Genomic DNA, 22971 nt, shown 5'->3' with positions numbered 1-22971 from the left:
ATGGGGGCGTGACGATCCCCCGCGTGACCCTCAACAACGGCGTCCAGATCCCGCAGCTCGGCTACGGCACGTACAAGCTGCCGCCCGCCGAGACGCGCGACCTGGTGCTGCGCGCGTTCGACGCCGGCTACCGGCACGTCGACACGGCGCAGATGTACCGCAACGAGCGCGAGGTAGGGCTCGCCGTCGCGGCCTCGGGCCTGCCGCGCGACGAGGTGTTCGTCACCACGAAGCTCAACAACGCGTTCCACGCGCACGACGACGCCCTCGCCGCGTTCGACCGCTCGCTGACGGAGCTCGGGCTGGACTTCGTGGACCTGTTCCTCATCCACTGGCCGCTGCCCGCGGTCGGCCTGTACACGCAGGCGTGGGGCGCGCTCGAGGAGATCTACGCCTCGGGCCGGGCGCGCGCGATCGGCGTCTCCAACTTCCAGCCCTCGCACCTGGCGCGCGTGCTCGAGACGGGGACGGTCGTCCCGGCCGTCAACCAGGTGGAGGTGCACCCGTACCTGCGCCAGGACGAGGTGCGCGCGTTCGACGCCGCGCACGGCATCGTCACCGAGGCGTGGTCGCCGCTCGGCCGCGGGACGGTGCTCGCGGACCCGGTCGTCGCCGTCGTCGCGTCCCGGCACGGGGTCACGCCCGCCCAGGTGGTGCTGCGCTGGCACGTGCAGCGTGGCGACGTCGTCTTCCCCAAGTCGGCGACGCCGTCGCGCATCGCCCAGAACGCCGACATCTTCGGCTTCGCCCTCGACGACGACGACATGGTCGCGATCGACGCCCTCCACCGCGACGAGCGCACCGGCTCGCACCCGGACACGGAGAACCGCACGGGGCGCTGAGCACGGTGTAGACGTAGGTCTACACCGTGGCTACGCTGGCCGCATGCACACGGCAAGCACCCGCGAGCTCAAGCAGAACCCGGCTGCGGTGATCAAGCGCGTCCTCGAGACGGGAGACGAGGTGGAGATCACCGCCCATGGGCACCCGACCGGTGTGCGCCTGGTCCCGGATGCGCCCGGCGGTCCGGCGCCCTGGGTCCAGGGATCGGTGCTGATGGAGGTCAGGCCACGGAGTCGTGCCAGCCGCGCCGACGCCGAGGACCTGAGGGCGCTGATCGACGCGGCCCGTGACGAGGACGGCGACGTCGTCGACCCGTGGGAGCGTCCATGATCCTGCTCGACACCACCGTGCTGATCGACCTCGACCTGTACCGGTTCGACGACGGAGCGGCGTACGGGGCGAGCGTCCTGTCGCGCGCCGAGCTCGAGTTCGGGGTTCGCCTGGCACGCACGCCGGCGGCGATCGCCGACCGCGTCCAGACCCTCAACGAGCTCGACGCGCGCTTCGACTGGCTGCCGTTCGACGTGGAGTCCACGCGTTCCTACGGGATCGTCGCGGCAGGCGCCCGGACCTCGGACGGGCGGACCACCGGGGCGCGCGTCCGTGGCAAGGACGCGCTGATCGCTGCCCAGGCGCACCGCCACGGTGCGGCCGTCATGACGGCGAACCTCGACGACTTCCGTCCCTTCGCGCACCTGGTCCAGGTCCTGGCGCCCGTCCGCAGGTGAGGCGGGAGCCCGAGCCTGCAGGGACCGCCGGGGCGGGGGACAATGGGGAGGAACCACGGGAGGTGACCATGGCGACGATCGACGCGGCCCGTGCCGCGAAGCCCGCGCTGCGGGACACCCTGGCCCGGGTCGAGGGCATCACCGGCGTGGGGCTCGCCCAGCGTGGCGGCCCCGCCGACTGGGTGCTGCAGGTGAACGTGGAGACGGTGAGCGCCCGCAAGGACGTGCCCCCGCTGGTCGACGGCGTGCCCGTGGTGGTGCGCGTCGTCGGTGCGGTGCGGGCCCTGTGACGGCCGGGCGGCCTGCGGTCCGCCGTGCGGGCCGCCCTCAGGGACACCGTCGCGGCGTCGCCCCGTCGACGTGGGCCAGAATGGCGCGGTGACGTCCGGCCCCGCCCTCGCGCCCGTGATCGTCCGGCCTGCGCCCGGGCGCCGCACGGCCGTGCGCACCGACATCCAGGGGCTCCGCGCCGTCGCGGTCGTGCTCGTGGTCGTGTTCCACCTGTGGCCCGGACGGCTGACCGGCGGGTACGTGGGGGTCGACGTCTTCTTCGTCCTCTCCGGCTTCCTCATCACCAGCCACCTGCTGCGCAAGCCCGTGCTCGGGGTGAGCGACCTGCTGGAGTTCTGGGCACGCCGCGTGCGCCGCCTCATCCCGGCCGCGTCGGTCGTGCTCCTGGCGACGACGGCCGCCGCCGCGGTCTGGCTGCCGGCGGGCGTCCGCGCCTCGCTCGGGTGGGACGTCGCCTCCGCCGCGGCCTACGTCTCCAACTGGCGGTTCGCGACGTCGGAGACCGACTACCTCGCGGCGGGGCAGCTTCCCTCGGCCGTGCAGCATTTCTGGTCGCTGTCGATCGAGGAGCAGTTCTACGCGCTGTGGCCCGCGCTCCTGGGGGTCGCGACCGTGCTGGCCGTGGCGTGGGCGAAGCGGGGGCGGCGCCTCGGCTCGGCGTCGCCGAGCGCCGCCGAGCAGCGCCGCGCGGCCTCACCCGTCGTCCTCGGCGTGGTGGCGGCGACGGTCGCCGTCTCGCTGGCCTGGTCGGTGTGGTCGACGCACGTCGACCCGGCGCCCGCGTACTTCGTCTCCACCACGCGGGTATGGGAGCTCGCCCTGGGCGGCCTGCTCGCCGCGGTCCCCGCCGCCGCGACCGTGCGCCTGCGGGTGTCGCCCGCCGCGCGGGCGGTCACGGCCTGGCTCGGTCTCGCGATGGTCGCCGCGGCAGCCGTGACCTTCGACGACGCCACCGCGTTCCCCGGCGCCGCCGCGCTGCTCCCCACGCTCGGCACGCTGCTGGTCGTCGCCGCGGACGCCGACGACGCCCGGCTCGGCCCCGGGCGGGTCCTGGCGACGCGTCCCGTGCAGTGGCTCGGCGACCACTCGTACGCGATCTACCTGTGGCACTGGCCGCTCGTCGTCGTCGTGCCGTTCGCACTCCGCCGGCCGCTCACGGGCGCCGACGTCGTCGGGGTCGTCGTCGCCACCCTGGTGCTCGCGGCCCTGTCGCGGCACTTCGTCGAGGAGCGGCTGCGGTGGCACCGGCGGCTCGTGGGCAGCCGCCGGGCGACGTTCACGCTGCTGGCCGCGTGCGCGCTCGTCGGCGCCGGAGCCGGCGTCGGGCTCACGCTCGGAGCGCACGCCGACCAGCGGGCCGCGTTCGCCGAGGCGCAGGCGGCGATCGCCGCGGCCGACCCCTGCGTCGGGGCGGGCGTGGCGCTCACGCCCGGGTGCGCCGACCCCGGGATGCTGATGACGCCCGACCTCGCCGCGGACGACAAGCCCGCCGTCTACGCGGACGGGTGCTGGAACAACACGCCCTTCACGTCGCGGAACACCTGCCGCTACGGGGCGGGGACCGGTGCGGGCGGGCGCGTGGACGCCGGCACGGAGCCGGGGGCCGCCGCCGCCCGGATCGCGCTGGTCGGCAACTCCCACGCCGGCCACTGGCTGCCCGCCCTCCAGGACGCCCTGGTGACGCACGACTGGCAGCTCACCACCTACCTGCAGTCGGTCTGCTACACCGTCGACGCGCCGCTCGCCTTCCCCGGGGCGCAGGAGTCGGCCGGCTGCCAGGCCGTCAACAGGTGGGCGGTCTCCTCGGTCGTCGACGGCGGCTACGACCTCGTCGTCATGTCCGACCGCACCGACCAGCCCCTCGCCGGCGTCGCACGCCAGGACCAGGACCGGGCCGCCCAGGACGCCTACCGTGCGACCCTGGACCGGTTCACGAGCGCGGGCCTGCCCGTGCTCGTGCTGCGCGACACCCCCGCGATGAGCGGCAACGTTCCCGACTGCCTCGCCCTGCACGGCTCCGACGCACAGGCGTGTGCTGCCCCGCGGGACACCGCCGTCGAACCCGACCCGCTCGCCGCGGCGGCGCTCGCGGACGCCTCCGGCCTGGTCTCGGTGCTCGACGTGAACGACCTGCTCTGCGACGCCCAACGGTGCCACGCCGTCGTCGGCGGCCTCGTCACGCACTTCGACCACGGGCACCTCACGGCGTCGTTCGCCCGCACCCTCGCCCCGGAGGTCGTCGGAGCCGTGGAGAGGGCCCTGGCCGACCACCCCCGGTGAGCGCGGCACAGGAGCCCTGGCACCTGGTCGAGAATGGGGCGGTGAGCGAGATCCGTACCCCGCGTGTCCGAGCGTCCGAGCTGGTCGGGCGGGGGTGGCTGAACACCGGCGGTCGGTCGCTGGACCTCGCAGACCTGCGAGGTCGTCTGGTGATCCTGGACTTCTGGACCTTCTGCTGCGTCAACTGCCTGCACGTGCTCGACGAGCTGCGGGAGCTCGAGGCCAGGTATCGCGACGTCCTCGTGATCGTCGGCGTGCACTCGCCCAAGTTCGAGCACGAGGCCGACCCGGTGGCGCTCGCGGCCGCCGTCGAGCGGTACTCCGTGGAGCACCCGGTGCTCGACGACCCCGAGCTGGTCACCTGGGGCGCGTACACGGCGCGGGCCTGGCCGACGCTCGTCGTGATCGATCCCGAGGGGTACGTCGTCGCGCAGATGGCGGGGGAGGGGCACGCCTCCGCGCTGGAGGCGCTGGTCGCCTCGCTCGTGGCGGAGCACGAGGCCAAGGGGACGCTGCACCGCGGCGTCGGCCCGTACGTCCCGCCCGCGCCGACGTCGGGCACGCTGCGGTTCCCGGCGAAGGCGGTCGCGCTGCCGGGCGGCACCCTGCTGGTCGCCGACGCCGGCCATCACTCGCTGGCGGAGCTCGGGCCCGACGGCGAGACGCTCGTGCGCCGCATCGGCTCCGAGGAGCGCGGGCTCGTGGACGGGGGGCCGGGGGAGGCTCGGTTCTCCGAGCCCAACGGCCTGTGCCTCGTCCCGTCCGGCCTGCGGGAACGTCTCGGCTACGACGTCGTCGTCGCCGACACCGTCAACCACGCGCTACGCGGCGTGCGGCTCGCGGACGGGCTGGTGACCACGCTCGCCGGGACGGGCGAGCAGTTCATGGTGGGCGGTCAGGAGAACGTCGTGCTCGGCGGGCGGCCGCGCCCCTACGACGGCACCGAGCTGCCGTCGACGGCGGTGCGGCTCTCGTCGCCGTGGGACGTCGCCTGGTCGGACGTCGCGGGCGGGTTCGTCGTCGCGATGGCGGGGACGCACACGCTGTGGCTGTTCGACCCGACGGCCCCGCGGCCGGGTGCGCCGGGCACGGTGCGGCTCTTCGCCGGGACCATGAACGAGGGGCTCGAGGACGGGACAGGAGAGACGGCCTGGTTCGCACAGCCGTCGGGGCTCGCGCCGGCGACGCGCCCGACGGACGCCGGGGGCGACGGCCAGGGCCCCGCGGCGTCGCGCAGGACGGGGACCACGACGGTCGCGGCGACGCGCGGGGCGGCGGGCGCGCGCGTCGCTGCGGGTGTCTCTGCGGACCAGGAGACCTTCTGGGTGGCCGACTCCGAGACGTCGGCGCTCCGGTCCGTCGTCGTCAGTCGCCCGGTGGGAGGGCCCGCGGTCGCATCGGTGCGCACCTCGGTGGGTGCCGGGCTGTTCGACTTCGGTCACCGGGACGGCGACCTCGCCGAGGCGCGCCTCCAGCACCCGCTCGGCGTCGTCGCGCTGCCCGACGGCTCCGTCGTCGTCGCCGACACGTACAACGGTGCGCTGCGCCGCGTCGAGACCTGGTGGGACGACGCCGCGCAGGTCGAGGCGGGCCGGGTCACCACGGTCGCGACGGGTCTCGCGGAGCCGAGCGACGTGCTCGTGGAGGTCTCCGACGACGGCCGGGTGACCCTCGTCGTCGTCGAGTCGGCCGCGCACCGTCTCACGCGCGTGCCGCTGCCCGCGAGCCTCGCGGGCGAGGTCCTCGACCACGGGGCGCGCCGCACGCAGCGGCCGGCCACCGCCGTCGCGCCTGGGACGCTGCGGCTGGAGGTCCCGTTCCTGCCGGCGCCGGGCCAGAAGCTCGACGACCGCTGGGGGCCGTCGACGTCGCTGCAGGTCAGTGCGACGCCGCCCGAGCTGCTGCTCTCCGGGTCGGGCGACGGCACGGACCTGTTCCGCGACGTCGTCGTCAACCCGGCGATTATGGAGGGCGTCCTCCACGTCACGGCGAAGGCCGCAAGCTGCGACGCCGAGGGCGACTTCCCGGCCTGCCACCTGGCCCAGCAGGACTGGGGCGTCCCGCTGACGGTGACGCCCGCGGGCGAGGCAACGCTGACGCTCCCGCTGCGCGGCTGACCCCGCCCGACTGAGCCCGCCCGACTGAGCCCGCCCGACTGAGCCCGCCCGACTGAGCCCGCCCGACTGAGCCCGCCCGACTGATCGTCGGTTCGGGGTCTGATCGTCGGTTCGAACTGACGATCAGACCCCGAACCGACGATCAGTCGGGCCGCCTCCGGCGGAGGGGTCAGCCGTCCAGCGTCGTGCGGGCCGCCGCCAGGCGGGCCAGCGGGACGCGGTACGGGCTGCAGCTCACGTAGTCCAGGCCGATCTTGTCCAGGATCGCGATGCTTGCCGGGTCGCCGCCGTGCTCGCCGCACACGCCCGTCTTGAGGCCCGGCTTCAGCGAGCGGCCCTTGTCGACGCCGATCCGCACCAGCTCCGCGACGCCCTCGGCGTCGATCGACGCGAACGGGTTGGCCGGGACGATGCCCGCCTCCAGGTACGCGGCGAGGAACGAGCCCTCGGCGTCGTCGCGCGAGATGCCGACGGCCGTCTGCGTGAGGTCGTTGGTGCCGAACGAGAAGAAGTCGGCGTGCTCGGCGATCTTGTCGGCGGTGAGCGCCGCGCGCGGCAGCTCGATCATCGTGCCGACCGTGTAGTCGAGCGCGCGGTCCGCGGCGGCGACCTCCTTGTCGGCGGTCTCGACGATGACCTCGCGCATGCGGCGCAGCTCCTCGGCGAACCCGACGAGCGGCACCATGATCTCGACGTGCGGGTCGAACCCGCGCCCCAGCACGGCGAGCGCCGCCCGGACGATGGCCCGCGTCTGCATGACGCAGATCTCCGGGTAGAGCAGCGAGAGCCGCACGCCGCGCGTGCCGAGCATGGGGTTCTGCTCGTGCAGCCGCTTGACGTGCGCGAGCAGGCTGCGCGCCGCGGCCAGCGCCCCGTCGTCGTCGGACGACGACGGGGCAGCGGCCGCCTCCAGGCGCTGCACCAGCAGCGACTGCTCCACGAGGTCCGGCAGGAACTCGTGCAGCGGCGGGTCGATGAGCCGGATGGTGACCGGCAGCCCGGTCATGGCCTCGAAGATCTCCTCGAAGTCGGCCTGCTGCATGGGCAGCAGCTCGTCGAGCGCGGCCTGGCGGGCGGCGGCGTCGGTCGCGAGGATCATGCGCCGCACCGCGGGGAGCCGGTCGACGGCCATGAACATGTGCTCGGTGCGGCACAGGCCGATGCCCTCGGCGCCCAGCTCGCGGGCCTTGACGGCGTCGGGCCCGGTGTCGGCGTTGGCGCGCACGCCGAGGCGGCGGACGTCGTCGGCCCAGCCGAGCACCTCGCGGAAGTCGTCGGTGATCTGCGGCGGCACCAGGTCGAGCGCGCCGACGTACACGTCGCCGGTGGACCCGTCGAGCGTGATGGTGTCGTCCTCGGTGAGCACGTGGCCGCCGATCGTCAGCGTGCGGGCCGCCGCGTCGATGACGAGGTCGCCCGCGCCCGCAACGCAGGGCTTGCCCATGCCGCGTGCGACGACGGCCGCGTGCGACGTCATGCCGCCGTGCGCGGTGAGCACGCCCTGCGCGACGACGAGGCCGTGGATGTCGTCGGGCGTCGTCTCCCAGCGGACCAGGACGACGGCGTCGCCGGCCTTGCCGCGCTCGGCGGCGGTGTCGGCGTCGAACACGATCTGCCCGACGGCGGCGCCCGGGGACGCGTTGAGCCCGCGGGTCACGGGGTCTCGCCGTGGGCGGCGGAGAGGCCCGGGTGCAGGAGCTGGTCGAGCTGTGCGGGCTCGATGCGCCGCAGCGCCGTCGTGCGGTCGATGACGCCCGCCTCGACGAGGTCGCGGGCGACCTTGAGCGCGGCGGCGGCCGTGCGCTTCCCGTTGCGGGTCTGGAGCAGGTAGAGCTTGCCCTCCTCGATGGTGAACTCGATGTCCTGCATGTCGCCGTAGTGGTCCTCGAGGAGGGTCATCGTGGCGAGGAACTCGGAGTACGCCTCGGGCAGCACGGCCTCGAGCTCCGCGAGGGGGCGCGGCGTGCGGATGCCGGCGACGACGTCCTCGCCCTGCGCATTGACCAGGAACTCGCCGTAGAGCTCCTTGGCGCCCGTGGACGGGTTGCGCGTGAACGCGACGCCCGTGGCGGAGTGATCGCCGCGGTTACCGAACACCATCTGCTGGATGTTGACCGCGGTGCCGAGGTCGTCAGAGATGTCGTTGAGGCCGCGGTAGACGCGGGCGCGCGGGTTGTCCCACGACGCGAAGACGGCGTTCACGGAGCGGCGGAGCTGCTCGCGCGGGTCGGTCGGCAGGTCGGCGCCGTGCGTGCGCGCGACGCGGCGGAAGGTCGCGACGAGCTCCTGGAGGTCCTCGACGCCCAGGTCGGTGTCGTTGGCGACGCCGCGGCGGCCCTTGAGGGCGGTGAGCTCGTCCTCGAACGCGTGCGCGGGCACGCCCTCGACCACCTCGCCGTACATCTGGACGAACCGGCGGTAGGAGTCCCACGCGAAGCGCGCGTTGCCGGTCTCGGCGGCGAGCGCGGCGGCGGCCTCGTCGCTGATCCCCAGGTTGAGGATGGTGTCCATCATGCCGGGCATCGAGAACACCGAGCCGGACCGGACCGAGACGAGCAGCGGCCGCTCGGCCGCCCCGAGCCGGCGGCCCGTGCGGGCCTCCAGGGCGTCGAGCCGCGCCTCGACCTGGGCCCACAGGTCGGCGGGCCACGTGCCGCCGGCCTTCATGGCCTCGACGCACGCCTGCGTGGTGACGGTGAACCCGTCCGGCACCGGGACGCCGATGCGGGTCATCTCGGCGAGGCCGGCCCCCTTGCCGCCCAGCAGCGGCCTCATCTCGGCGTTGCCCTCCGAGAAGTCGTACACGTACGTCACGTCAGTCGTCATCCGACCGGTCCTTCCATGGGGGTGGGCGCGGCGAGGTGCGCCCGACGGCGTGCGGAGACGAGCTCGATGACCCGGCCTGCGGCCTCCTCCAGCGCGAGGCTGGTGGTGTCGAGGACGGGGCACCCGAGGCGCCGCTGGATGCGGGCGACGTCGTCGAGCTCGTCGAAGATGCGGGCCAGGTCCGCATAGCCCCCGAGCCGTCCGCCGTCCTGCGCCTGGGCTCCCATGAGGGAGACCCGCCGACGGCGGATGGCGAGCAGTCGCTCGGGGTCGATCGTGAGGCCCACGATCTTCCAGGGTGCAGCCTGGAAGAGCTCGTCCGGCGGGGCCACACCGGTCACGAGAGGCACGTTGGCCGTGCGGTACCCGAGGTAGCCCAGGTACATCGACAGCGGCGTCTTGCCCGTGCGGCTCGCGCCCACCAGCACCACGTCGGCCTCGCTCAGCGAGTCGGTGAGGTTCCCGTCGTCGTTCGCGACGGCGAACTCCATGGCGTGGATGCGCTCGAAGTAGTCGGCCGCGAGCCCGACGGGCTGGACGACGCGCGCGGGGTGCAGCCCCGTACGGGCGATGACGGCGTCGAGCGCGGGCGCCATGAGGTCGGCGCACGGCACGCCCAGCTCGGCGCACGTGGCGGCGACGCGGGCGTTGAGGCCGACGTCGACGAGCGTCACGAAGACGACGGCGTCGGCGTGGTCCTCGCGGAGCGTCTCCAGGGCCCGGTCGACGCCGTCGACGTCGTGGATGCGCGGGTGCCGCACCACGTTGACCTCGAGGTCCGGGTACTGCGCGCCGACCGCGCGCGCCACGCGCGCCCCCGTGTCGCCGGTCGAGTCGGCGACCACGTGGATGTCGACAACTCGCTCCGGCGCGGCCATACCTGCCAGGCTAGGCCGGTCCCTGCGGGATGGCAGGAGCCATTGGTCCGGGCCGTCCGCCAGGTGTCGCGCGATGGCGCTTCGCCTGTCGCGCAGTGCAGCCTCGTCAGCGAGGCCGCCGCTGTCGTCACCGGTACGCGTCGGCGCGGTAGGCCGGGCGCATGACGTAGCCGGTCGTGCGTCGTCGTCGACGCGGACCAGCACGCGGAAGCCGACCCCGACGTACCCGGCGCGCAGCCCGGCGAGCTCGTTGCCGAGCGGCTTGGTCACGCGGTACGGGCTCGTGGCCAGCGGCTCGTCGCAGAACCGGAGGACCGCGTCGGCCAGTCGCGGCGGGAGCGTGTGCAGGATATGGACCGCCGGTGGGGTGAACCTCACGGCCCACCGGGCCCGAGTGCGCTGGCTCAGCTGCCCGCGGTCAGCAGCCCGGGGAGCTCCAGGAGCGAGTCGACGACGTGGGCGCGCGCGGCCTCCGGGCGGGTGGCGTGCAGGTAGCCCCAGGGGCCGCGCCGGACGAGCACCGCGAGCATGCCCGCGTCGGCCGCGGGGAGCACGTCGTTGTCGGTGCGGTCGCCCACGTAGGCGATCTCGCGGACGGGGGCGCCTGCGAGATCGGCAGCGGCCGCGAAGAACGCGGGGGCCGGCTTCTCGACGCCGAGCTCGGCGGAGTTGCGGATCTCGTCGACCGGCAGGTCCATCGCCCGCAGGGCGGCCAGCGCCCGCGGCGGTTGGTTCCCCGCGACGACGAGGCGCAGCCCGGCCGCGCGCAGCGCGGTGAGCGCGGGGATGACATCGGGGTAGAGGTCGTCGGCGTCGAACCCGCTGCGCAGGCCGTCGGGGTCGTCCACAGCCCAGGCGGCCTCCTCGGTTTCCAGGTTCAGGCCTGGACGGACCATCGCGAACGCGTCCGTGACCGGCCGGTCGAGCGCGGCGCACGCGCCGATCAGCCCGAGCATCGTCAGCCGCGTGACGCCGAGCCGGTCGGCCCAGCGGGTCCAGATCCGGGTCTCGTCGACGAGCGTCTCGCCGACGTCGAACACCACCGCGCGCACCATGGGCGCCACCCTAGCCGGGCGGCCGCGGCGGCGACCCGCGCCGGCGACCCGGCGCCGGCATGGGAGCGTCAGGCGATCGCGAACAGCACGTCCGACGTCGTCAGCGTCGTGCCGACCGCCGCGAGGCCCGTCAGCTCCGACTCCTCGGCGTCGAGGGCCACCACGGGCACCACGGGCGAGCGGCCGCCGGCCCGCACCGCGGCCGGGTCCCAGCCGACGACCGGCTGCCCCGCCGCGACGCGGTCGCCCTCGGCGACGTGCAGCTCGAACCCGTCGCCGTGCAGCTCGACGGTGTCGATGCCCAGGTGCACCAGGACGGCGCGCCCGTCGTCGGCGGCGACGACGAACGCGTGCGGGTGGAGCTTGACGACGACGCCGGCGATGGGCGCGACGGCGACCCTGCCCGCGACGGGGTCGGGGGCGATCGCGGCGCCGGGGCCCACGAGCGCGGCGGAGAACACCGGGTCGGGGATGTCGGCGACGGCGATCACCGTGCCCGCGACGGGGGCGAGCACGGCCAGGGCGGCGGGGGCGGGCGTGGGCTCGCTCATCGGTGTCCTCCGGTCCGCTGCCCGCACGGTGGCGGGATCGCCTCGACGGTACCGCCGCGCGGCGCTCCGCTGCGGGGGCGTCGTCGCTCGTCCGGCAGCCGGACGGCCGCGCCGGACGGCCTCGCGGGCGGCCCGCCGGAAGGCCCCCGGGAGCGGTCATCCGCCCGGGTGGGCCATGATCGACCCATGACCTCGCTCCACGGCGTCCCTGTCAGCCCAGGTCGCGCCGCCGGCGTCGTCGTCACGATGCCCGCGCCCGTGCCGGCGCCGGTGCTGGCACGGCTGCCCGAGGGCGCCGACCTCGAGGCGGCCGCCGACCGTGTGTCGCAGGCGGCCCGGACCGTCACGGCCGACCTGCTCGAGCGGGCCGGCCGCGCGTCCGGCACGGCGGCCGACGTCCTGACCGTCACGGCGGCCATGGCCGCGGACCCGACCCTGGCGGAGGCCGCCGCGCGGCTCGTGCGCGAGGACCGCGAGACGCCGGAGCGCGCGGTCTGGGACGCGGCGCAGGGCGTCGTCGACCAGCTCGAGTCCCTGGGCGGCCTCATGGCCGAGCGGGCCCGCGACGTGCGCGACGTGCGCGACCGCATCGTCGCCGCGCTCACGGGCCAGCGCCCCCCGGGCGTGCCCGAGCCCGGCCACCCGTTCGTGCTCGTCGCGCACGACCTCGCGCCCGCCGACACCGCGACGCTCGACCCCGCCCAGGCGCTCGCGCTCGTCACCGAGGGCGGCGGCCCGACGTCGCACACCGCGATCCTCGCGCGCGCGCTCGGCATCCCCGCCGTCGTCGCCGTCGCCGGGGCGGGCGATCTGCGCGACGGCGAGACCGTGCTGGTGGACGGCGGCCGCGGCACCGTGGAGCGCGACCCCGCCGCGGAGGCCGTCGCCGCGGCGTCGGCGCCGCGCGTGCAGCGCACCTTCGCCGGGCAGGGGCGCACCGCCGACGGCGTGCACGTCGAGCTGCTGGCCAACGTGGCCGACCCGGCCTCCGCCAAGGCCGCCGCGGCCGCCGGCGCGGAGGGCGTGGGCCTGTTCCGCACCGAGTTCCTGTTCCTGGGCCGCCCCGACGAGCCCGGCGTCGACGAGCAGACCCGCACCTACCACGCGGTGCTCGACGCGTTCGCGGGCCGCAAGGTGGTGGTCCGCACGCTCGACGCCGGGGCCGACAAGCCGCTGCCCTTCCTCACCGCCGAGGGCGAGCCCAACCCCGCCCTGGGCGTGCGCGGCCTGCGCACCGCCGCCCTGCACCCGGACGTGCTGGAGCGGCAGCTCGAGGCGATCGCGGCGGCCGCCGCGCGCTCCGACGCCGACGTGTGGGTCATGGCCCCGATGGTCGCGACGCCGGACGAGGCCGACCGGTTCGTGGCCCGCTGCGCGGCGCACGGGCTCGCGCACGCGGGCGTCATGATCGAGGTGCCCGCGGCGGCCCTCCAGGCCCGCTGGATCCTCGAGGAGGCGACGTTCGCGAGCCTCGGCACGAACGACCTCACGCAGTACGCCATGGCCGCCGACCGCGAGCTCGGCGCGCTCGCGGAGCTGTCGACGACGTGGCAGCCGGCCGTGCTGCGGCTCGTCGCGGCGGCCTGCGAGGGCGCGCACGTCGCCGAGCGCGCGCACGAGGACGACCGCGGCGCGCAAGGCCCGCGCGAGCGTCCCGTGGGGGTGTGCGGGGAGGCCGCGGGCGACCCGGCGCTCGCGCCGGTCCTCGTGGGCCTCGGCGTGACGTCGCTGTCGATGGCCCCGGCCGCGCTCGGCGACATCGCCGCGGTGCTCGCGACGACGACGCTCGAACGGTGCCGCCGGCTCGCGAGGCTCGCGCTCGGCTCGCGCGACGCGTGGGCTGCCCGCCAGGCCGTCCGCGCGGCCCTGCCGGAGCTGGACGCGCTGGGTCTCTAGAGCGCTGGGCCTCGGACGCAGAGCGCTGGGCCTCGGACGCCGGGTCTCGATACCCGGCTCCAGGCTCAGGACGGCGTGGCCTGCACCAGGTAGCGCTCCAGCGCGACCAGCGCCGTCGCCGCCTCGGGGCCGTCGGCCGCCGTCGTGAGCACCACCTCGTCGCCCGCCGCGACGTCGAGCGTGAGCACGGCCAGGATGCTCGCGGCGTTCGCCGGGACCCCGCCGGGCCGGGCGATCGACACGGGCACGGGCTGCCGCCCGGCCTCCTGCACGAACAGCGCCGCGGGACGGGCGTGCAGCCCCTCGCGCAGGCCGACGACGACGACGCGTTCCATGGCGGCGAGAGTAGCGCGGCAGCGCCCCGCCCAGCGGTCGTCCGGGACGGGCACGTATCGTTCGAGCATGGCCCCGCCGATCCCGGTGACCCTGTCGACCGCCTCGGTGTACCCGCGGCGCGCGGCGTACGCGTTCGAGTCCGCGGCGGAGCTGGGGTACGACGGCGTCGAGGTCATGGTGTGGTCCGACCCGGCCACCCAGGAGACGGCCTCCCTCCAGCGGCTGTCCCGGCACCACGGCGTCCAGGTCCGTTCCCTGCACGCGCCGACCCTGCTCGTGAGCCAGGGCGTGTGGGGCCGCGACCCCGCCACCAAGCTGCGCCGCACGGTCGACATGGCGCTCGAGCTCGGCGCCGGCACCGTCGTCGTGCACCCGCCCTTCCGGTGGCAGTACCGCTACGCGCGCGGGTTCCAGGACCAGGTGCGCGAGCTGACGGCCGAGAGCGGCGTCGTCCTCGCCGTCGAGAACATGTACCCGTGGAAGGCGCGGTCGCGCAGCGACCGGCACTACGTGGCCTACCTGCCCGGCTGGGACGCCACCGAGTTCGACTACGCCAACGTCACGCTCGACCTGTCGCACGCGGCCGTCGCCCAGCAGGGCGGCATGGACCTGGTCCACGCGTTCGGCGACCGGCTGCGCCACCTCCACCTCGCGGACGGCACGGGCGCGCCGCGCGACGAGCACCTGGTCCCCGGCCGCGGCTCGATGGACTGCGCGGCCGTCCTCACCCACCTCGCGCGCACCGGGTGGCGCGGCGACGTCGTCGTCGAGATCTCCACGCGGCGCGACCGGTCGGCGCACGAGCGGCACGTCGACCTCGAGATCGCGCTCGCCTTCACGCGCGCCTACCTGCGGCCCGACCCGGTCGAGTACCACCCGCCCGAGCCAACACACAGGCATCTTCCGGCCGACGCCTGGTAAAGCACTGGTAGTTCAGCCGCCGTACGCAATTTCGGGCGCCACGAGCGGGCGCCTTCGGTGCCACCACAGAGGGGGTCTCCGTGTTTTCCGGGGCACTGTGGTGGCACCGGGCACGCACGGCCCGGGACCTTGCACCCGGAGGCGACCATGACCCACACGCACCGCACCCGCCGCACCGTCAGCGCCGCCGACCACGCGACCCTGCTCGAGATCGCCGACGTCCTCGACGAGGTCGCCGCGTGCCGCGCCGAGCTCTACACCGACGCCGCCGTCGACGAGGGCGCCCTGCGCGTCGCGCTGTTCACCCTGCTGGACAAGCCCACGCAGGAGACGTGGGAGAAGGTCCGCGAGGTCGAGGTGGTCCCCGCGTACCTGCCGGGGCTCACGACGCCGTCCCCGCTCGGCCTGACGCTCGCCGACATCGTCTACGCGTGCGGGCTGCCCGACGTCGTCTGCCCGTCCCGCGCCGCGCTCCTGCGGGCCCTGCGCCGCGTCGTCGACGAGCACGGAGCCCCCATGCAGGGCTGATCGGGCCTGCTACAGCACCTCCGACCAGGGCTGACGCCCGCCCCGGACGGGTGCAGGAGGCGCCAGTGCGGCGCGAAAGGCACGCGTCCCTGGCGTGGTCGTACTCAGTTCGGCGCCGAGTGACACTCACATGGCCGCCAATGCACGTCCGCGTGCCCGTCCGAGGACCGAGGGTCATTCCTGTACCCGAGGAGGACGACACCATGACGATCACCACCCCGATGGCCCCCGTGACGACCCGACGTCCGGCCCAGCCCGCGCCGGCCAACCGCGCCGTGCGCCAGGCGCGTACCACCACGACCACGAGCCCGTTCGAGCCGGAGCCCAGCGCCACCGTCTCCGTGCGCGAGTGGCGCGGCGAGGAGGACCTCGCCCGCTTCCAGAGCTTCATCACGACGTCGGCGAAGCCCGACACCTTCCACCTGCAGTCGCGCACCGCGCGCTTCGGCTCGTTCGACGTCACCTACATGGTGCACGGCCCGCTGCGCTTCGAGGCCACCGCCGACAACTTCGGCCACGGCACCAAGACGCTGCGCATGGTCGTCGTCCTCGACGGCGAGGTCGTGCTGCGCACCGGCGACGCCACGCACGGCGAGCACACCACGCTGCGCCGCCGCGACGGCGCCCTCGTGCTCGGCTGGGCCCCCGTCAGCTACACCGCCTCGGCGCCCGCCCGCGTCGTCGTCGTCGACGTGCCGTCCGACCACGACGCCCTCGTGGGCCTGCCCGAGACGGCCCCGTTCGTCGTCGGCGGCTCGGAGACGGCGCTGCTCTCGGCGCTCGCGGCGTTCGCCCTCGACCTGCTCCGCCAGGACATCGAGACGCTCACGCCGGCCGTGCGCGCCCAGGTGACCGACTCGCTCGAGTCGCTCTTCTCGGGCACGGTCTCCACGCTGGCCGTCCCGTCGGGCGGCGACTGGAACCGCCGCAGCCAGCGCATGCACGTCGTGCGCTACATCGCGACGCACTACGCCGACCCGCAGCTTGGCCCGACGACGCTCGCCGCCCACCTGGGCATGTCGAAGCGCTCGCTCCAGCGCCTCTTCGAGGGCGAGAAGCTCTCGGTGTCGCAGCTCGTGCAGGCCAAGCGCGTCGACCAGGTGCTGCTGCGCCTGCGCGACCCGCGCTACGCGGGCACCTCGCTCGACGAGCTCGCCGTGCTGACCGGCTTCGGCTCGGCCCTGGCCCTGCGCCGGGCCGTGCAGGCCGCCACCGGCCGCACGCCGTCGGCGCTGCGCCAGGAGGCGCTGTCGGGCTGGTCCGCCTGAGCCGCAGGCTCGGGCGGCATGGACACCGCCTGAGCCAGGGTCGCAGACTCAGGCGGCACCACACCGCCTGATGCACGCCGAGACGCCCGTGACCTGGTCACGGGCGTCTCGGCGTTCTGGGCCCTGCGACTCCGCGCAGGGTGACGGGTCATTCTGCGCGCAGTCGCAGAACCCCAGGTCAGCTCGACAGCACGCGGGACATGTCCGACCGGTTGTCCACGCCCAGCTTCCGGAACACGCGGTGCAGGTGGTTCTCCACCGTGCGCACCGAGATGAGCAGCCGGCGGGCGATGTCCTGGTTCGTCATACCCGACGCCGCGAGCCGCGCGATCTCGTCCTCGCGGGCCGTGAGCTCGGCCCCCTCCGCCGCCGAGCGCAGCCCGGCGGCGGCCTCGTCGCCCCAGGCCTCCAGGCGGCGTCGGGCCTCCTCGTGGACCTGCCCCGCGCGGGCGGCGGCGCCCGACGCGCGCAGCGCCGTCAGGCCCGCGGTGTAGGCGATCGTGGCCGTCCAGACGAGCCCCAGGTCGGCGTGCCGGTCGGCGACGGCGAGCAGCCGGTCGGGGTCGCCGTCGCACAGCGCGGTGACGAACGTGTCGTACGCCCGCAGCACGGGCGCCGGGATGCTCGCGGCCACCTCGGCGAGCGCAGCCCCGCGCTCCGGCGTCGGCTGCTCGACGACGGCGAGCATGCCGCACGTGTACCCGGAGACCAGGTAGCCCTTCTCCAGCAGCGCCTGCGACTCGTCCCAGAGGCGCTCGGCCGCCATGGCGCGGGCCTGGAGCGGCGGGAGGTCGGCGCCGTCGAGGTGCGCGATCGCCTGCGTGGGCGACCCCAGCGCGTACGGCCCGGGGCCGGTGCGCAGCGCGAGGGCCTGCTGGGTCAGCGTGCGGGCCGTCGTCGCGCGGCCCTCGTCGGCGGCGAGCGTGGCCGCGATCGACAGCAGGGCCACGTGCTTGGACCGTTCGAGCGCCGGGATGACGCCCGCGGACAGCACCGACCCGAGCAGGTTGCGCAGGTCCGTGGACCGGCCGCGCATGATGAGCACCTGCGCCGCCACGTACGCGGACCCCACGATGCCCTCGACGTCGTGCTCGCGCCGCGACTCGGCGAGCAGGTCCTGCGCCAGGACGAGCGCCTCGTCGAGACGGCCCTCCAGCAGCAGCGCCTGTGGCTTCGAGGACGCCCGCGCCTGCGCGAACGTCGAGGTGACGGGGCCGAGCGCCTCGATCTCCTCGAGCGCCTCGGCGGAGCGTCCCTGGGCGAGCAGCAGCTCGGCGCGGGCCATGCCGACGATCTCCCGGGTGTCCTGCGGGGCGTCCTCCTGCGGGTCCACGGGCGGCAGCTCGTCGGGGTCCGGGGCGTGGTCGACGAGCAGCACGACGAACGCCTCGATGCCGTCGATGAGCCGCACCCACTCGTCGGCCTCCTCGCGCGCCTGCTCCAGCACGTCGTGCACCCACTCGACGTTGTGCTCGACGGCGCCCAGGAACAGCGCGTACCAGTCGTCGAACGCGACGAGCTCGCGGGGGTCGCCCGTGCGCGGCGTGGCCTCGCGCACCGCGAGCACGGCGGCGGCGTCGGCGCCCGTGACGAGCATGGTGCGCAGCAGGGCGGCGGCCGTGCGCGGCGTGGGCGTGCGCTCCCACTCGGTGCGCCGCAGCAGCAGCTCGCGGTGCCAGTGCTCGAGCAGCAGGCGGTTGACGATGACGTCGGACTCGCCCGCCGCGCCCAGCGGGGAGCGGGTGCGTCCGCCGGCGTCGGCCGGGCCGATGAGGCGCCACGGCGCGAGCGGGGTGGGCGTGCGCCCCGTCGGCGACCCGCCGAACGCCTCGGTCACGGCCTCGTCGACCTTGAGGTGCCGGGCGCCGACGCCCAGGTGGCGGAAGTACTCGACGATCGCCAGGGGGAAGAGGCTCACGAGCATCTCGTCGTCGCGCGGCACGAACCGCAGCAGCCGGTAGCCGTCGAGCTCCTCGAGCACGTCCCACGTCATCATGCGCCGCGCCGTCGTGACGTCGACGGTGCCTGCGAGGGCCAGCGAGTGCAGCCCGTCGATGCCCTCGGGGCTCAGGCGCTGGAGCAGCGGGTCGATGGCCCGCATCATCTCGCCCGACCACAGGTCCGCCCCGGCGGTCCACACGCCGTCCGCGAGGCGCATGGAGCCGTGCTGCCGCGCCCCCGAGACCAGGGGGAGGGACAGTCCGGGCAGCCCGCCGGAGGCGGCGAAGACGCGTGAGACGGCCTGCGAGTCGATGGGCCCGCCGAGGGCCTCGACGAGGAGTGTCTGCGTGTCGACGAACCCGAGGGGCGCCACGGCGAGCGTGACGCCCGGCTGCACCGTCACGGGGATGCGCGACGGTGAGCGGCGCGCCCGGGGCGTGTGCCGCGACGTCGTCAGCAGCGGGAAGGGGCTCTGGGCGTGCGCCGCGGCGATCGCGCCCGCGGAGATCTCGTCGAGGTCGTCGACGTCGTCGACGACCATGAGGGTGCTCCCGCCGCGCACCGCCGCGACGATGCCCTGCACGGCCGCGGAGACCGCCGTCGCGGGGCCCTGCGGCCCGCCCTGGCGGGCCATGAGCCCGGCGACGGCGAGCGCCTCGAGCGGGCGGTCGTTCAGGGCCAGCACGCCGTGCGCCTGGACCACCTGCCAGCCGGCGTCCTCGAGCTCGGCCGCGACGGCGCGCACGAGCACGGAGCGGCCCGACCCGGGCAGGCCCTGGAGGTCGACGCTCGTGCCCGCCGCCAGGTGCTTGACGGCGTCGTCGCGCACGTCGCCGTGGAGGGTCCCATGGAGGGTCATGGTCCTCATCGTGTTACAGCGGGGCAGGCGGTGCCAGGCGGCCGCTCAGGGCGCGCCACCTGCGTCTACCTGCACGTGGGCCCGGCCAAGGTTGAGGAACCGCGGCGGGGAGCGATCCTCAGGCCCGGGCGGCACCGTCCCCTCGCCGCCCTGCCGGTCACGCCGCGAAGGGTCGGCGCCCGCGCGACATCCCCCCGTGCGCGCGGGCGCCGCCCGCCCCCGACGTGCGTGTCCCGCCCGCCGGCTTCCTCCGACGCCCCCCAGGGGAGGCAGACCATGACCGCGACCGTTGTGAAGCACGTCCGACGCCCGTCGGCGCGGCGTGCCGTCCTGCCTCTCGTCCTGTCCGTCGTCGTGGCCGGCTAGGGCGGTCGACATGGTCACCGGGCAGAAGGAACGCCGGCGTTCAGCGCGGTTCGGCGCCTACCTCGTCTCGCTCGTGCAGACGGGGCCGCTCACCACGCGCCTCCCGGGCGACAACTTCGGTCACCCGTGGCGTGCGGTGCGGCTCATGGTCGTGCTCGACGGCGAGGTGACGCTCAAGACGGGCGGCACCATCGAGGCGCTCGGCCCGCGGGGTGCCGTGCTGGCGGTCGGGTGGCGTCCGCTCGAGATCAGCACGCAGGGCGCGCTCGTGGTCGAGGTCGACATCGCCGTCGAGCGCACGGCGATGCGCGGCACGTTCGACGAGGCGCCGCTGACCGTGTGGGGCCCCGAGGCGGTGCTCCCGGGCGCGACGGCGTCGGCCCTGCGCGAGCTGGTGTGCCAGCCGGGCACGGTGCCGGAGGTGCGTGCGGAGACCGTGCGCGTCGTCGAGCAGCTCGTGGGCGCGATGGCGACGTCGCGGCCCGAGACGCGCACGACGGTGCTCCTCGAGCAGGTCGAGCGCTCGCGCGTGGTCCAGTACATCGCCGCGCACCACGCGGAGAACGACCTCACGCCGGCGAGCATCGCCACCCACTTCGGCGTCTCGACGCGCACGCTGCACCGGCTCTTCGAGGGCGAGGAGCGCACGGTGTGCGGCTGGATCTCGCACGAGCGGCTGCGCAGCGCGCTGGCCCGGCTGCACGACCCGCGCTACGCGGGCGTCACGCTGGAGGACCTGGCGGAGCTGTGCGGCTACGGCTCGGCGCTCGCGCTGCGCCGCGCGGTGCAGGCGGCCACGGGGTCGACGCCGTCGGAGCTGCGGTCGCGGCTCGCGAGCTGAGCGCACGCAAGAGAGGGCGGTCTCCCGACGTCGGGAGACCGCCCTCTCTTGCGTGCGCTCGGGTTCTGTGGGCGAGGGTCTCAGGCGGCCGCGCGCGAGCCCACCGCGCGCAGCACGAACCGCTCGGCGGCGTTGACCGCGCGGTCGCGCCCGACCGGGTCCTCGGGGATGAGGCGGCCGGACAGGCACGCGTTGACGAGCTGCACGGTGGGGTCGATGTCCTGGTCCGGGAACACCCCCGTGGCGATGCCGGCGGTGAGGATGCGGCGCAGGATCGACTCGACGATCTCGGCGTGCTCGCGCAGCCGCTGGAGCGTGGGGCGCGACAGGATCGTGCGCAGGTCCGGGCCCGGCGCCAGGTGGAACATGCGCGCGAGCTGGGCCTGCTGGCGGATGTACGTGCGCAGCTGCTCGACGGGGTCGTCGATGCCGTCGAGCGCCCGCTGGAGCCTGACCGCGTACTCCTCGGTCTCGTGGGTGATGAACCCGAGGAGCAGCGCCTCCTTGTCGGGGAAGTGGTTGTAGACCGCCGTGCGGCCGACGCCCGCCTCCGCGGCGATGTCGGCGAGGGTGATGGTGTCGAAGCCGCGCTCGCCCATGAGCGTGGAGAGTGCCGTGAAGAGTCGCTGCCGCGTCATCTGGCGGTGTTCGTGCAGGCTCTTGCCGATGATCTTGGGCATGCTGACATCATAGGGTGAGACCGTCAGTACCAGGTACAAGGGCCCTCGTGCTCCGTACGCTGGCCCGATGCAGAGCGATGGCATCACCCCGGACACCGTCACTCCGGACACCGTCACCCCAGACACCAAGGACTGGACCTGGGTGCTGGAGCGCCCCTGCCCGGAGTGCGGCTACGACGCGGCCGCGGGCGACCCGCTCGCGGTCGGTGACGTCACGCGCGGCACGCTGCCGCGCTGGGAGGCCGCCCTCGCCCGGGCCGACGTCGCCGTGCGCCCCGCCCCGGGCGTCTGGTCGGCGCTCGAGTACGGCGCCCACGTGCGCGACGTCTTCCGCGTCTTCGACGGCCGCCTGCGGTCGATGATCGAGGAGAACGACCCGCAGTTCCCGAGCTGGGACCAGGACGCGACGGCCGTCGCGGAGGACTACGCGCACCAGGACCCCGAGGTCGTCGCGGCCGAGCTCGTCGCCGCGGGCGCGGCCGTCGCCGACCGGTTCGACGCCGTCGGGACCGACCAGCTCGACCGCCCCGGCCGCCGCTCGAACGGCTCGCTCTTCACCGTGCGCACGCTCGGCCAGTACTTCCTGCACGACGTCGTCCACCACCTGCACGACGTCCGCGCGTAGCGCCCGATCCGGGCCGCGGGACGGGTCTCCCCGGCGCGCATGCCGGGACGATACGGTTCCCGGCATGACCGAGCCGCACGTCCTGGTGGTCCCCGCAGCCCGGGGCGACGCCCTCCCCGAGCTGGCGGCCGCCTGGTTCGCCGACGTCGCCTGGCTGCGCGAGCCGACCGCGGCGGCGCCCCGCACGCGCGGGGGGCTGTTCCGCACCGCGGCCGAGACCGAGGCCGTGCCCGGCGTGCTGCGGCTGGGCGAGCGGCACGCGCTCACCGGTCCGTCGCCGGTGTCGGCGGAGCAGGCCGGCGGCGTCGGGCTGACAACCGACACGGCGTGGGCCGCGTGGTCGATCGCGTCCGCGGACGGGCGGCCGGAGGCGCGGCTGCGCCGGCCCGCGTCGTACGACGACCGGGACGGGATCTCCCGGGCGTTCGCGGCCGGGCTGCCCGAGGCGGAGGAGCTGCGGGCGGTGCAGTGGGGCGTCGCGGTGGCCCGCAAGGTGGGCGGTGGGCTGGTCGCCGACGGCGTGACGCCGCTCGTGCCCGACCGGGGCGGCGCCGTCGACCTCGCGCTGTACTCGTCGCACGCCCTCGACCCCGCCGACCTGCTGCACCAGGTGCGCGGCCTGGTCGCGACGGCGGAGCTCGGCACGCGCGGGCAGGCGGCCGACGGCTCGCTCACGTACACGGTGCGCGCCCGCACGTCGTACGACGGCGAGCTGCTCGTCCGGGTGGAGCACGTCGACCGGGTTCCGCGCGCGCTCGGGGTCATGGAGTGGCGGCAGTACGGGCCGTTCGCGTACCGGATGTCGTGGGTGCCGCAGGACCCGTACGAGCTCCAGACGGAGCACCCCTCGGGGCTGCACCTCATCGCGCGCAGCCGCATGGCGTCGATCGTGGCGCGGCTGGCGACGGCGTTGCAGGCCCGGATCGCGGGCGTGCTCGTGGACGACGGCGGGTTCGTCGCGACGGCGGAGGAGCTGGGCGCGCGGATCGACGGGCAGCACAGCGGCGCCCAGGCGTGGGTCTGACCCGCACGTTGTCCACAGGCTGCGTCCACAGGGCTGTGTGGACAGCGCGGCCAGGGGACGCTCACCTGCGGGAACCGTCGTCCACCGGCTGTCCACCGGGCATCCACCTCGGCGTCG

Annotated in this window: 21 protein-coding genes; 13 read left to right on the top strand and 8 right to left on the bottom strand. The window is 75.1% G+C overall.

From position 1 onward, the window contains the following. Positions 1 to 8 precede the first annotated feature (8 nt). From ET471_RS04360 to ET471_RS04335, 6 genes are all read left to right on the top strand, one after another. Positions 9 to 842, top strand: a complete 834-nt coding sequence (locus ET471_RS04360; protein WP_129186769.1) for an aldo/keto reductase — start codon at positions 9 to 11, stop codon at positions 840 to 842. Between the two features lie 43 nt (positions 843 to 885). Then, positions 886 to 1173 carry a type II toxin-antitoxin system Phd/YefM family antitoxin gene (locus ET471_RS04355; RefSeq protein ID WP_129186768.1) on the top strand — a complete coding sequence of 96 codons (288 nt, stop codon included), beginning with the start codon at positions 886 to 888 and terminating at the stop codon, positions 1171 to 1173. Continuing rightward, the gene (locus ET471_RS04350) at positions 1170 to 1571 is read left to right on the top strand and encodes a PIN domain-containing protein (protein WP_129186767.1); all 402 of its coding nucleotides are present in this window, start codon (positions 1170 to 1172) and stop codon (positions 1569 to 1571) included. The genes ET471_RS04355 and ET471_RS04350 overlap by 4 nt, the downstream gene beginning before the upstream one ends. 68 nt (positions 1572 to 1639) lie before the next feature. Further along, positions 1640 to 1861: a hypothetical protein gene (locus ET471_RS04345; RefSeq protein ID WP_165350399.1), complete on the top strand. Its 222-nt coding sequence runs from the start codon at positions 1640 to 1642 to the stop codon at positions 1859 to 1861. Between the two features lie 88 nt (positions 1862 to 1949). Continuing rightward, positions 1950 to 4142 carry an acyltransferase family protein gene (locus tag ET471_RS04340; RefSeq protein ID WP_129186765.1) on the top strand — a complete coding sequence of 731 codons (2193 nt, stop codon included), beginning with the start codon at positions 1950 to 1952 and terminating at the stop codon, positions 4140 to 4142. A gap of 41 nt (positions 4143 to 4183) precedes the next feature. Beyond that, positions 4184 to 6259: an NHL domain-containing thioredoxin family protein gene (locus ET471_RS04335; protein ID WP_129186764.1), complete on the top strand. Its 2076-nt coding sequence runs from the start codon at positions 4184 to 4186 to the stop codon at positions 6257 to 6259. Between the two features lie 169 nt (positions 6260 to 6428). On the opposite strand, the gene ET471_RS18940 is transcribed toward ET471_RS04335, so the two are convergent. The 5 genes from ET471_RS18940 to ET471_RS04315 form a co-directional block, all read right to left on the bottom strand. Further along, positions 6429 to 7916 carry a putative PEP-binding protein gene (locus tag ET471_RS18940; RefSeq protein ID WP_342586074.1) on the bottom strand — a complete coding sequence of 496 codons (1488 nt, stop codon included), beginning with the start codon at positions 7914 to 7916 and terminating at the stop codon, positions 6429 to 6431. Further along, complete coding sequence (locus ET471_RS18935; RefSeq protein ID WP_342586073.1) at positions 7913 to 9085, bottom strand: PEP/pyruvate-binding domain-containing protein; 1173 nt, start codon at positions 9083 to 9085, stop codon at positions 7913 to 7915. Before ET471_RS18935 ends, ET471_RS18940 begins: the two co-directional genes overlap by 4 nt. After that, on the bottom strand, positions 9082 to 9963 hold the full coding sequence (locus ET471_RS04325; protein WP_129186763.1) for a pyruvate, water dikinase regulatory protein: 882 nt from the start codon (positions 9961 to 9963) through the stop codon (positions 9082 to 9084). Before ET471_RS04325 ends, ET471_RS18935 begins: the two co-directional genes overlap by 4 nt. Before the next feature lie 404 nt (positions 9964 to 10367). Then, a complete protein-coding gene (locus tag ET471_RS04320) occupies positions 10368 to 11018 on the bottom strand; it encodes an HAD family hydrolase (protein ID WP_207207325.1) in 651 nt (216 codons plus the stop codon). Positions 11019 to 11086: 68 nt separating this feature from the next. Then, the gene (locus tag ET471_RS04315; RefSeq protein ID WP_129186762.1) at positions 11087 to 11569 is read right to left on the bottom strand and encodes a PTS sugar transporter subunit IIA; all 483 of its coding nucleotides are present in this window, start codon (positions 11567 to 11569) and stop codon (positions 11087 to 11089) included. Positions 11570 to 11755: 186 nt separating this feature from the next. Between ET471_RS04315 and ptsP the strand changes: the two genes are divergently transcribed. Beyond that, positions 11756 to 13465, top strand: coding sequence for a phosphoenolpyruvate--protein phosphotransferase (gene ptsP / locus ET471_RS04310; protein ID WP_129186761.1), 1710 nt, complete (start codon positions 11756 to 11758; stop codon positions 13463 to 13465). Positions 13466 to 13530: 65 nt separating this feature from the next. Here ptsP and ET471_RS04305 read toward each other — a convergent pair whose 3' ends face one another. Then, entirely contained in the window at positions 13531 to 13800 is a 270-nt protein-coding gene (locus tag ET471_RS04305) for an HPr family phosphocarrier protein (protein ID WP_129186760.1), read from the bottom strand. Between the two features lie 67 nt (positions 13801 to 13867). On the opposite strand from ET471_RS04305, the gene ET471_RS04300 reads away from it, so the two are divergent. The 3 genes from ET471_RS04300 (at position 13868) to ET471_RS04290 (ending at position 16518) form a co-directional block, all read left to right on the top strand. Next, positions 13868 to 14722: a sugar phosphate isomerase/epimerase family protein gene (locus tag ET471_RS04300; RefSeq protein ID WP_129186759.1), complete on the top strand. Its 855-nt coding sequence runs from the start codon at positions 13868 to 13870 to the stop codon at positions 14720 to 14722. Between the two features lie 147 nt (positions 14723 to 14869). Next, positions 14870 to 15250 (top strand): hypothetical protein, encoded by a 381-nt coding sequence (locus tag ET471_RS04295; protein ID WP_129186758.1) that lies wholly within the window; start codon positions 14870 to 14872, stop codon positions 15248 to 15250. Positions 15251 to 15453: 203 nt separating this feature from the next. Next, entirely contained in the window at positions 15454 to 16518 is a 1065-nt protein-coding gene (locus ET471_RS04290) for a helix-turn-helix domain-containing protein (protein WP_129186757.1), read from the top strand. A gap of 178 nt (positions 16519 to 16696) precedes the next feature. On the opposite strand, the gene ET471_RS04285 is transcribed toward ET471_RS04290, so the two are convergent. Continuing rightward, positions 16697 to 19318 (bottom strand): helix-turn-helix transcriptional regulator, encoded by a 2622-nt coding sequence (locus tag ET471_RS04285; protein WP_129186756.1) that lies wholly within the window; start codon positions 19316 to 19318, stop codon positions 16697 to 16699. 376 nt (positions 19319 to 19694) lie between these two features. On the opposite strand from ET471_RS04285, the gene ET471_RS04280 reads away from it, so the two are divergent. Further along, entirely contained in the window at positions 19695 to 20525 is an 831-nt protein-coding gene (locus ET471_RS04280; protein WP_129186755.1) for a helix-turn-helix transcriptional regulator, read from the top strand. Positions 20526 to 20605: 80 nt separating this feature from the next. Here ET471_RS04280 and ET471_RS04275 read toward each other — a convergent pair whose 3' ends face one another. Further along, on the bottom strand, positions 20606 to 21205 hold the full coding sequence (locus tag ET471_RS04275) for a TetR/AcrR family transcriptional regulator (RefSeq protein WP_129186754.1): 600 nt from the start codon (positions 21203 to 21205) through the stop codon (positions 20606 to 20608). A 67-nt stretch (positions 21206 to 21272) separates the two neighbouring features. Between ET471_RS04275 and ET471_RS04270 the strand changes: the two genes are divergently transcribed. Together ET471_RS04270 and ET471_RS04265 are read left to right on the top strand one after the other, a co-directional pair. Continuing rightward, positions 21273 to 21830, top strand: coding sequence for a DinB family protein (locus tag ET471_RS04270; protein ID WP_129186753.1), 558 nt, complete (start codon positions 21273 to 21275; stop codon positions 21828 to 21830). A gap of 64 nt (positions 21831 to 21894) precedes the next feature. Beyond that, positions 21895 to 22854 carry a hypothetical protein gene (locus ET471_RS04265; protein ID WP_129186752.1) on the top strand — a complete coding sequence of 320 codons (960 nt, stop codon included), beginning with the start codon at positions 21895 to 21897 and terminating at the stop codon, positions 22852 to 22854. Positions 22855 to 22971 lie beyond the last annotated feature (117 nt).

It is taken from the genome of Xylanimonas protaetiae (genome assembly GCF_004135385.1).
Classification (GTDB): domain Bacteria; phylum Actinomycetota; class Actinomycetes; order Actinomycetales; family Cellulomonadaceae; genus Xylanimonas; species Xylanimonas protaetiae.
The sequence above is the reverse complement of the archived record's forward strand: the minus strand, read 5'-3'. Positions and strand labels throughout refer to the sequence as shown.

What these genes read in the sequence shown, in the direction of transcription:
- ET471_RS04300 (WP_129186759.1), top strand. Translation starts at nt 13,868, where the DNA reads ATGGCCCCGCCGATCCCGGTGACCCTGTCGACCGCCTCGGTGTACCCG.
- ET471_RS04290 (WP_129186757.1), top strand. Translation starts at nt 15,454, where the DNA reads ATGACGATCACCACCCCGATGGCCCCCGTGACGACCCGACGTCCGGCC.
- ET471_RS04325 (WP_129186763.1), bottom strand. Translation starts at nt 9,963, where the DNA reads ATGGCCGCGCCGGAGCGAGTTGTCGACATCCACGTGGTCGCCGACTCG.
- ET471_RS04270 (WP_129186753.1), top strand. Translation starts at nt 21,273, where the DNA reads ATGCAGAGCGATGGCATCACCCCGGACACCGTCACTCCGGACACCGTC.
- ET471_RS04265 (WP_129186752.1), top strand. Translation starts at nt 21,895, where the DNA reads ATGACCGAGCCGCACGTCCTGGTGGTCCCCGCAGCCCGGGGCGACGCC.
- ET471_RS04305 (WP_129186760.1), bottom strand. Translation starts at nt 13,800, where the DNA reads ATGGAACGCGTCGTCGTCGTCGGCCTGCGCGAGGGGCTGCACGCCCGT.
- ET471_RS04350 (WP_129186767.1), top strand. Translation starts at nt 1,170, where the DNA reads ATGATCCTGCTCGACACCACCGTGCTGATCGACCTCGACCTGTACCGG.
- ET471_RS04315 (WP_129186762.1), bottom strand. Translation starts at nt 11,569, where the DNA reads ATGAGCGAGCCCACGCCCGCCCCCGCCGCCCTGGCCGTGCTCGCCCCC.
- ET471_RS04280 (WP_129186755.1), top strand. Translation starts at nt 19,695, where the DNA reads ATGGTCACCGGGCAGAAGGAACGCCGGCGTTCAGCGCGGTTCGGCGCC.
- ET471_RS18935 (WP_342586073.1), bottom strand. Translation starts at nt 9,085, where the DNA reads ATGACGACTGACGTGACGTACGTGTACGACTTCTCGGAGGGCAACGCC.
- ET471_RS04275 (WP_129186754.1), bottom strand. Translation starts at nt 21,205, where the DNA reads ATGCCCAAGATCATCGGCAAGAGCCTGCACGAACACCGCCAGATGACG.
- ET471_RS04345 (WP_165350399.1), top strand. Translation starts at nt 1,640, where the DNA reads ATGGCGACGATCGACGCGGCCCGTGCCGCGAAGCCCGCGCTGCGGGAC.
- ptsP (WP_129186761.1), top strand. Translation starts at nt 11,756, where the DNA reads ATGACCTCGCTCCACGGCGTCCCTGTCAGCCCAGGTCGCGCCGCCGGC.
- ET471_RS04285 (WP_129186756.1), bottom strand. Translation starts at nt 19,318, where the DNA reads ATGACCCTCCATGGGACCCTCCACGGCGACGTGCGCGACGACGCCGTC.
- ET471_RS04320 (WP_207207325.1), bottom strand. Translation starts at nt 11,018, where the DNA reads ATGGTGCGCGCGGTGGTGTTCGACGTCGGCGAGACGCTCGTCGACGAG.
- ET471_RS04355 (WP_129186768.1), top strand. Translation starts at nt 886, where the DNA reads ATGCACACGGCAAGCACCCGCGAGCTCAAGCAGAACCCGGCTGCGGTG.
- ET471_RS04295 (WP_129186758.1), top strand. Translation starts at nt 14,870, where the DNA reads ATGACCCACACGCACCGCACCCGCCGCACCGTCAGCGCCGCCGACCAC.